The sequence below is a fragment of the Chromobacterium sphagni genome, assembly GCF_001855555.1.
GTDB lineage: Bacteria > Pseudomonadota > Gammaproteobacteria > Burkholderiales > Chromobacteriaceae > Chromobacterium > Chromobacterium sphagni.
On the sequence record NZ_MKCT01000068.1, the window covers coordinates 1 to 8,290 of the forward strand.

The 8,290-nt window shown below is 67.0% G+C and carries 6 protein-coding genes and 2 pseudogenes; 3 read left to right on the forward strand and 5 right to left on the reverse strand.

Features of this window, described 5'->3' with window-relative positions; genetic code table 11:
• A pseudogene (locus BI344_RS26215) lies at positions 1-784 on the reverse strand (AraC family transcriptional regulator); the annotation flags it as partial.
• Positions 785-823: 39 nt separating this feature from the next.
• Here BI344_RS26215 and BI344_RS19660 point away from each other — a divergent pair.
• Both BI344_RS19660 and BI344_RS19665 read left to right on the forward strand, forming a co-directional pair.
• Positions 824-1,720, forward strand: coding sequence for an SDR family oxidoreductase (locus tag BI344_RS19660; protein WP_071114504.1), 897 nt, complete (start codon positions 824-826; stop codon positions 1,718-1,720).
• A 164-nt stretch (positions 1,721-1,884) separates the two neighbouring features.
• The gene (locus BI344_RS19665) at positions 1,885-2,742 is read left to right on the forward strand and encodes a carcinine hydrolase/isopenicillin-N N-acyltransferase family protein (RefSeq protein WP_071114505.1); all 858 of its coding nucleotides are present in this window, start codon (positions 1,885-1,887) and stop codon (positions 2,740-2,742) included.
• Between the two features lie 392 nt (positions 2,743-3,134).
• Here BI344_RS19665 and BI344_RS25525 read toward each other — a convergent pair whose 3' ends face one another.
• Positions 3,135-3,323 (reverse strand): hypothetical protein, encoded by a 189-nt coding sequence (locus BI344_RS25525; RefSeq protein WP_241499412.1) that lies wholly within the window; start codon positions 3,321-3,323, stop codon positions 3,135-3,137.
• Between the two features lie 26 nt (positions 3,324-3,349).
• On the opposite strand from BI344_RS25525, the gene rsgA reads away from it, so the two are divergent.
• Positions 3,350-4,162 (forward strand): ribosome small subunit-dependent GTPase A, encoded by an 813-nt coding sequence (gene rsgA, locus BI344_RS19675; RefSeq protein ID WP_241499413.1) that lies wholly within the window; start codon positions 3,350-3,352, stop codon positions 4,160-4,162.
• Between the two features lie 415 nt (positions 4,163-4,577).
• Here rsgA and BI344_RS24980 read toward each other — a convergent pair whose 3' ends face one another.
• The 3 genes and pseudogenes from BI344_RS24980 to mmsB all read right to left on the reverse strand — a co-directional run bounded on the left by BI344_RS24980 (position 4,578) and on the right by mmsB (position 8,125).
• Entirely contained in the window at positions 4,578-5,756 is a 1,179-nt protein-coding gene (locus BI344_RS24980; RefSeq protein WP_206600439.1) for an alpha/beta hydrolase family protein, read from the reverse strand.
• The gene (locus tag BI344_RS24985) at positions 5,732-7,090 is read right to left on the reverse strand and encodes a TolB family protein (RefSeq protein ID WP_206600440.1); all 1,359 of its coding nucleotides are present in this window, start codon (positions 7,088-7,090) and stop codon (positions 5,732-5,734) included. The genes BI344_RS24980 and BI344_RS24985 overlap by 25 nt, the downstream gene beginning before the upstream one ends.
• 145 nt (positions 7,091-7,235) lie before the next feature.
• Positions 7,236-8,125, reverse strand: a pseudogene (mmsB, locus tag BI344_RS26220) (3-hydroxyisobutyrate dehydrogenase).
• Between the last annotated feature and the right edge of the window lie 165 nt (positions 8,126-8,290).

The window sequence follows — 8,290 nt, forward strand, 5'->3', positions numbered from 1 at the left end:
TTCAGCGCAAAGCTCGATCGCGACATGCCCGCGTGCTCGGCCAGTTTCTGGATGGTCCAGCGTTGCGCCGGATCGTGGTGGATGGCGTGGATCGCCGCGCTCATCTGTTTGTCCGCCAGGGCGAACAGCCAGCCCACACCGCCTGCCGGCGCTTCCGCCAGATGCTGCCGCAGCGCCTGCACCAGCATGGCGTGGGCGAGGTGCTCCGCTATCAGCAACCAGCCGGGCCGCCGCTCGCGCAACTCCTGTCCCATCCGTTCCAGCGACCAGCGCAGTGCCGCCTGGTCGGTTTCCCGGCGGATATGGGCGATGGGCGGCATTTCTCCCAGCAGGATGCCGGCGTGATGGCCGTCAGAGTGAAGTGCCCGCCGACCAGAAAGAAATCCCCGCCGCCGTTGCAGGAGGCGATGCAGCCGCCCTGCGCGGCGGAAAAAACCGCGCGGGCGTCGACGGGCGTCAGCGCCAGGTCGCTGGCCAGGCGGAAAGGCCGTCCGCTGGACAGCAGGAAGCAGTCGCCCGCTTTCAGCCGCACCGGATCGGCAACGCCTTCCACCGCCAGCCAGCATTGTCCGGCCACCACGGCATAGCATTTGATGCCTTGGTGGGGCGGAAACTGGATGGCCCATTTTCCGCCGGCGTCGAAACCGCCGGAGATATAGCTGCGGGGTTTCAGCAGCGATAGCACTTCTGAGAGCGGATCCATCGGATGCCCGGACGATAACGAAGATAATATGGACTCTATAGCATGGATCGTCTTTTTCCAAGCCGCTATATTGTTTGTCATAGGCCGCGACCGCGGCCAGGACGGCAAAGGAGAAACATCATGCGAGTATTCGTCACGGGTGCGACGGGCTTTATCGGCTCCGCCGTGGTGCGGGAACTGATCGACGCGGGCCACCAGGTATCGGGCCTGGCGCGCTCGGATGCGGCGGCCAAGTCGCTCGCCGCTGCCGGCGCGCAGGCGCACAGAGGGGATCTGGAAGACCTCGACAGTCTGCGCAACGGGGCCGCGCGGTCGGATGGCGTGATCCATACCGGCTTCATTCACGATTTTTCCCGGTTCCAGGCCAATTGCGAGATAGACCGGCGCGCCATCGCGGCCCTGGGCGACGGTCTGGCGGGTTCCGGCCGCCCTCTGGTCATCACCTCCGGCACCGCGCTGCTGGCGCAAGGCCGCTTGGCGCTGGAGGAACATCAGCCGGCCTTCGATGCCGAGTCCTTCCCGCGGGTAGCGACGGACGAGGCGGCGGCCGCGGTGGCGGCGCGCGGCGTGGCGGTGTCGTTGCTGCGGCTGCCGCCCTCGGTTCACGGCGACGGCGATCACGGTTTTGTGCCCGCGCTTATCGGCTTGGCGCGGGAGAAGGGCGTTTCGGCGCATGTGGGCGCCGGCCTCAATCGCTGGCCCGCGGTGCACAGACTGGATGCCGCCCGGCTGTTCCGGCTGGCGCTGGAAAAGGGGGCGGCAGGCGCCAGGTATCACGGGGTGGCCGACGAGGGGGTGCCAGTGCGTGAGATCGCGGAGGTCATTGCCCGACGCCTGAAGGTGCCGCTTGCCGCGATGTCGGCGGAGCAAGCCGCCGAGCATTTTGGCTGGCTGGCGCGATTCGTCGGCCTGGACTGCCCGGCGTCAAGCGCGGCGACGCGGGAGGCGCTGGGGTGGCGGCCAACGCAATCTGCGTTGATTCCAGACTTGGATCGCGACGGCTATTTCGCCGGCTGAGTCGGCGGTATCGCGATGGCCGGTCGTCTTGGCTTATGGCCGCGGTCGGCGTGCCGGGCCTTGCCGTGGCGCCATGGGCGGATCACAATCGGCCAACGGGTTTCGGGATTTGCTGCGAAGCGGAGCCGGTGGACCTTTCCTTTTCACTCCTGCCAGGAGGCGGCATGCGCAAGGTTATCATTCTGGCCGCCGGCTTGACTTGGTTGCCGCATGGCCCGGCCGCAGCCTGCACGCTGTGGGGCGCGGCCGGAAGCGCCAGCGCTGGCGGCGAAGGCACCCTGCTGGCCAAGAACCGCGATTGGAAGCCGGACCACCAGCAGTCGTTGCGGCTGGTTCATCCGGCCAGCGGCTTCGCCTACCTGGGCCTGTTCGCCGACGGCAGCCGCGTGCCCGGCATCAAGGCCGGCGTCAATCAGCAAGGCCTGTCGGTGGTCAGCGCCTCCGCCAGCAGCCTGCCGCGCGAAGCCCGGGCGGGAGAGGCCGGCGAGCATGGCGTGATGCGCCAGTTGTTGCGCCGCTACGCCACGCTGGAGGCGGTGGCGGCGGATGCCGGCAAACTATTCGGCCATGCCCGGCCGGTCTTCCTGCAACTGGCCGACCCGACAGGCCTGATGCTGGTGGAGGTCGGCCAGCATGGCCGCTACCGCCTGCAGCGGGAGGCCAACGGCGTGCTCACCCACACCAACCACTACCGCGACGCCGGTCTGCTGGATCAGCCCCAGTCGATAGGCCGCAGCAGCGCCAGCCGGCTCTCCCGCATCGACAGCCTGCTGTCCGCCCAGCCATCCCACACCCGGGCGGAATTCTCCGCCATCAGCCAGGACCGCCATGACGGTCCGGACGACAGCCTGTGGCGCAGCGGCCGCGAGCATACGCTGGCCAATTGGCAAGTCTCCCTGCCCGTCAATGCGGCTCCCAGGCTGCGTCTGGTGCTGGCCAATCCCGGCGCGGAGCCGATTGCGCGCGATTATGTTCTGGATGCGGCTTTCTGGCGGCAGGCCGGGCAGCGGCTGCTGCCGTAGGAGGGCATGCTTGATTCGGCCAGCGCCAGGCTGGATGGCGCGCCCATGCCTCTTCGTGCGGGGGAGCAATCGTGACCGGCTTGCCTTTTCATTTTGCCGTTGGCATAATTGTCGATCTTCCAATCAGCCACAAGGAGAACCCCATGGATAGATTCGATACCTGCGCGCAAGGGCTGCTGGCTGAACGGACGTCTTGTCGTCGTTGATTTTTCCCGTTTTGACCGCCTTCTCGTCGTAAGCGGCGCCGCTCGGGCCGCCGTCCTCCAGCATTTCCCTTCCACCGCCTCCGCGCGGTAGCACCGCCTGCCTGGCAGGCACCCCCATACCATTTCCAAGAACGCATTTGCAGCCTGGTCTTGCATCGTGTCGGCTTGCGTGCGCCTTCAGGAGTTTCAATGCTGAATTTCGATTTTCCGCGCTTGGCCGCTATCGGCCTGACGCCGTTGTTGTTGCGACAAGCGCTGGCGCAAGCCGGCGATGCCGACGCCACCCTGTGCCGCGTCAGCCGCGTGCAGCGCGATTGTTTCTGGCTGCATGACGGCGATGAGGAGAGGCCGGCGCAGGTCCTGCCGTCCTTGCATGGACAGCTGGCGGTGGGGATTGGGCATTGGCCCAGCCGCAAGCCACCGGCGCCTGGCGGCTGCTGGAGCGGCTGGAGCCGTTCAACCAGCTGGCGAGGGTGGGCGGCGACGGCGTGCGCCAGCTGTATGCCAGCAATGTCGACACAGCCTTGCTGGTGATGGGGCTGGACGGCGATTTCAATCCGCGCCGGCTGGAGCGTTACCTGGGCTTGGCCGCATCGGCGGGCGTGGCGCCTGTGGTGGTGCTGAGCAAGGCCGATCTGTGCCCAGGCGCCGGGCGGAAGGTGGAGGAGCTGGAAGCCAGGCTGCGGCCTTTGCCGCCGATATTGCTGCTGAACGCCACCGACCCCGCCTGCCGCGGGGCTTTGCAGCCCTGGCTGGGGGCGGGGCAGACGCTGGTGCTGCTTGGCTCGTCCGGCGTAGGCAAGTCCACGCTTAGCAACACCCTGCTGGGCGTGCAGGCGCAGGTTGTGGGCGGCGTGCGGGAGGATGACAGCCGCGGCCGCCATACCACCACCGCGCGAAGCCTGCTGCAGTGCCCGGACGGCAGCTGCATCATAGACACGCCCGGCGTGCGCAGCTTGCAGGCGCCGCTGGACGAGGAGGCGCTGGCCGGCAGCTTCGCCGACATCGCGGAACTGGCGGCGCGTTGCCAGTTCCGCGACTGCAGCCACAAGCTGGAGCCCGGCTGCGCGGTGCGCGGGGCGGTGGCGAACGACCGGCTGCTCAATTACCACAAGCTGCAGCGCGAAATGCGGCGGACCGAGCAGACAGCCTTGCAGCGCCAGCAACAGCGGCGGGAGTGGAAGGTGAGAAGCAAGGCGTCGCGGCGGCGGTAGGACGGATACCCCAAAGGGGCGGTCCACCGAGTCCTAGCGGCCGATGGAGACTTCGGATCCCTGCGCGATCGGGGGATCCGCAGTTTGGTCTTCGTAAGGGAGCTAAGGCGGATCGTCCAGCGTGCTGGGCTCCAGTCCTGCGGCGCAAGAGTTTTCGACTGGTTTTGTCCGTGCCCGGTTGCCGCCGGATAACGATAGGGTGAATGGACGGCTGGTCGATGATGTCTAGTTTGTCCGATTCGATTTGGAAAAGGATGGCATGGATCTGGCGCCGGAGGCTGGCTGACCGGTGGCCCGCGCCGGGTGTGGCGCGGTTTTTTTGCTGGACCCGGATCGCATGAGAGGGGGGCGTCTGCGATCTGTCTGGGCGCAGCGAGTTGAAAAGCGCCCCGGCGGTGGCTGGGGCGCATGTCGCTTAAGGCTGCTGCGCGGCAGGTTGGCCGCTCTGCGCGGTTTTGGCCGCGCGCGGCGGCGCGTTCTTTACGTACTTGTCGAACCAGTTGAGCATTTCATAGACCAGCTGCTCGTTGGATTCGCGCGCCGCGTACCAGTGCGGCTCATGCGGCAGCATCACTAGGCGGGCGGTGCCGCCATTGCCGCGTATGGCTTCGTAGAGCTTGCTGGCCTGTAGCGGGGTGGTGCCTGGGTTGGCGTCGTCGGCGCCGTGCACGATCAGGATCGGCGTCTTCAGCTTGTCGGCGTAGAAGAAGGTGGATACCTGGCGGTATACCTCCGGCGCTTCCCACACCGAGCGGCGCTCGCTCTGGAAGCCGAACGGCGTCAGCGTCTTGTTGTAGGAGCCGCTGGTGGCGGCGCCGGCGCGGAACAGGTCGGTATGGGCCAGCAGATTGGCAGTCATCAGCGCGCCGTGGCTGTGGCCTGTGACCGCCACGCGGTCCGGGTCCACCACTCCCAATTGCACCGCGGTGTCCACCGCGGCTTTGGCGTCTGCCGCCAGCTGTTCCTGGTAGCTGTCGTAAGCGGCCTTGGGATCGCCGATGACGGGGAAGGATGCCTGGTCGATGATGGCGTAGCCGGCCAGCAGCAGATATTTGTACTGGTAGAGGCGGGTGAAGGTTTGCTGCGAGCCGCTGATCTGGCCGGCGCTGGCGGCGTCGGCGTAATCCAGCGGATAGGCGTTGAGGATGGCCGGGATGCGGGTGCCTTCCTGGTAGCCCGGCGGCGTGTACAGCGTGAACGACAACTCCACTCCGTCGGCGCGCTTGTATTTCACCAAGCGCTTCTTGATCTGCCGCAGTTCCGGCGTCGGGTCGGCGATATGGGTGACGGCGACGGGGGTGGATGCGTAGACCGCCTCGCCCTTGTCGGCGTTGACCGGCGCTCCCAGCTTGCGCAGGAAGGCGTTGGGCGCTTCGGTCGGGGTTTGCCGCCAGGTGAGAATGGTGCCGCCGTCGGTCAGCGAGATGGCGCGCTCAAGAGCGGATTTGTCGCTGCGGAACAGCCGTTCGCTCTGCAGAGTCTTGAGGCTGAGGCGGTCGAGGAAGGGCCGGTTGCCTTGCGGCGAGGCGCCGGCGCCGTTCAGGTAGATGAAGTCGCCGTCCTGGCGGATCACTCTTTGGCCATTGGCGAGCACGCGCAGCGCCGGGCTGCCGGGGCGGCGTATTTTTCATCCATCGACAAGTCCCACAGCAGGCGCGGCGCTTGTCGCGGCTGGTCGATATTGACGATATGGGTCTTGCGCCAGTGGCGGTTCAGGTCGTATTCGGTCAGCAGCGCGGTGTCGGGCCTTTCACTCCATTCGATGCCGGCGTAGCGCATTGGGGTGCGCAGGATTTCCACCGGCGCGGCGGTGAACGGGGCTTTTTGCAGCATCACCTTGTCGCGGTTGGGCGCATTGTTCTGCCAGTCGCCGCCGTCCAGCGCTTCGGCCCAGATCAGCGTGGCAGGGTCGGTGGCGCGCCAGGCGAAGTCGCGCGGGCCCAGCGGTTCGCCGTGCACCGGCACGCGGTCGGCCAGCGGCAGCGAGGCGACCGTGTGGATGGCGATGCGCGAGGACTGGCTCACATCCCATACCTGCACCTCATGCGGGAAGCGCTCGTAGGTGGTGACGTAGGAGTAGGGCTTGCGCACGGCCGATACCAGCACGTGCTTGCCGTCCGGTGCGGCGTCCACCGCATCGAACAGCGCCGGCTGCCCCAGCGGGGTGAGCTTGGAGCTCTGGACGTCGACCAGGGCCAGTTGCGAGGCGGCGTAGTAGTCGAACAGCGCTTCGTCGTGCGTGCTGTTCAGGGTGTCGCGGTTTTCGTAGGTGCTGCTCTGGCCTTTTTCGCCGTCGGCCTCCTGGATGCTGGGGCCCTCCGGAGTAAGCGGCCGCTGCGGCGGCGGGCCAAGCCTGGCGGGCACGGTCTTGACCAACAGCGTTTTCTGATCCGGCATCCATTGCAGCTCGCCGTCCAGCATGGGGTTGAGTTTGACGCCCGGAATCTGGCGTACTTTGCCGGTGGCGGCGTCGCCTACCCACAGCTGCACTGCGTCCGGCGCGACGTTGGCGAAGGCGAAGCGCTTGCCGTCGGCCGACCATTGCGGCGCGCTCGGGCAGGCGTTGGCCGGCAGCGCGACCGGGGTTTCCTTGCCGGCCGGGATGCTCACCAGCTTGAAGCTTTCCGCGCACGGCGGGATGCCGTAGCCGCCCGGGGTATCGTGTTTGCTGTGGTTGCGCGGTTCCACGCGGGTGCCGGCCAGGCGCAGATAGGGAGTGGACACGCGCGCGATGGACGGATATTCCTGCCAGGCTACCAGCAGCATCGCGTTCTTGGCGGGGCTGACGCTGGGGACAGGCAGCGCCGGAGCGCGCATCACGTCGAGAATGTTCTTGGGCGGTTGCTGATAGCCGGCGGCGAAGGCCGGCGCGGCGAGAACTGTCAACGCGGCGATCGCGACGCGCGTCAGAGTGGGCGATGTAGACATGGTTTTCCTTGTTATGATCCCGGTCGCGGCCGGGGCGGCGTTCATCCGATGCAAAACGGGAGGCGGCTTGCGCCGGCCTCCCGTCGGGAGCCGATGGTCAATGTATCACACGTCATAAGCAGGAGAGAATCCTGCAACGGCGGGATTAATCCAGCGCGTGGAAATGCTTGAGGATGCTGGAGAAGTCCAGCTTGCCGTTGCCTTGCTGCACATGCTCTTCGTACAGATTGCGCGCCAGCGCGCCCAGCGGGTTGGCGGCATGGCTCTGCATCGCGGTTTCCTCGGCCAGGCCCAGGTCCTTCAGCATCAGTTCGGACATGAAGCCGCCGGCGTAGTTGCGGCTGGCCGGCGCATTCTCCATCACGCCCGGCCAGGGGTTGTACAGCTCGGTCGCCCAATTGCGGCCGGAGCTCTTGCTGATGATGTCCGACAGCACCTTGGGGTCCAGGCCGTTCTTCACGCCCAGCGACAGCGCCTCGGCGGTGCCGGCCATCAGGATGCCAAGCAGCATGTTGTTGCAGATCTTGGCGGTCTGGCCGGCGCCGGCGCCGCCGCGTGGAAGATGTTCTTGCCCATCGCCTCCAGCAGCGGGCGGGCGCGGGCCAGGGCTTCCGCCGCGCCGCCGACGATGAAGGTCAGGGTGCCGGCGGCGGCGCCGGCGGTGCCGCCGGACACCGGGGCGTCCAGCATGGCGAGGCCCTGAGCCGCGGCGGTTTCGGCCACCCTGCGGGCGGTGCCGGCGTCTATGGTGCTGCAGTCTATCACCAGCGTGCCTTTGGCCAGCTTGGCGAACAGGCCGTCCTCGCCCAGATACAAAGCGGCCACGTGCTTGCCGGCCGGCAGCATGGATATCACCACGCTGGCGCCGCTGGCCGCGTCGGCAGCGCTGTTTGCGGCGCGGCTGCCGGCGGCTGCGGCCTTGGCCATCGCTTCGGCCGACAGGTCGAAGACGCTGACCGGGAAGCCCTTCTTCAGCAGATTGACGGCCATCGGGCCGCCCATATTGCCCAGGCCGATGAAGGCGATGTTTTCCATGCGGTTCTCCTCTGTTTCTTGCTGTTGTTTTGCGGGCCGGCTGTCGGCCGGCCCTGTCCGGATGCTCACTTCAGTGCGGCCAGCGGGTGGTCGGCGTCGCGCCATGGCGAAGCGAAGTGGCCGTTTATCCAGCTTTGGTCGATATCGGCCAGCTGCCGGCTCCAG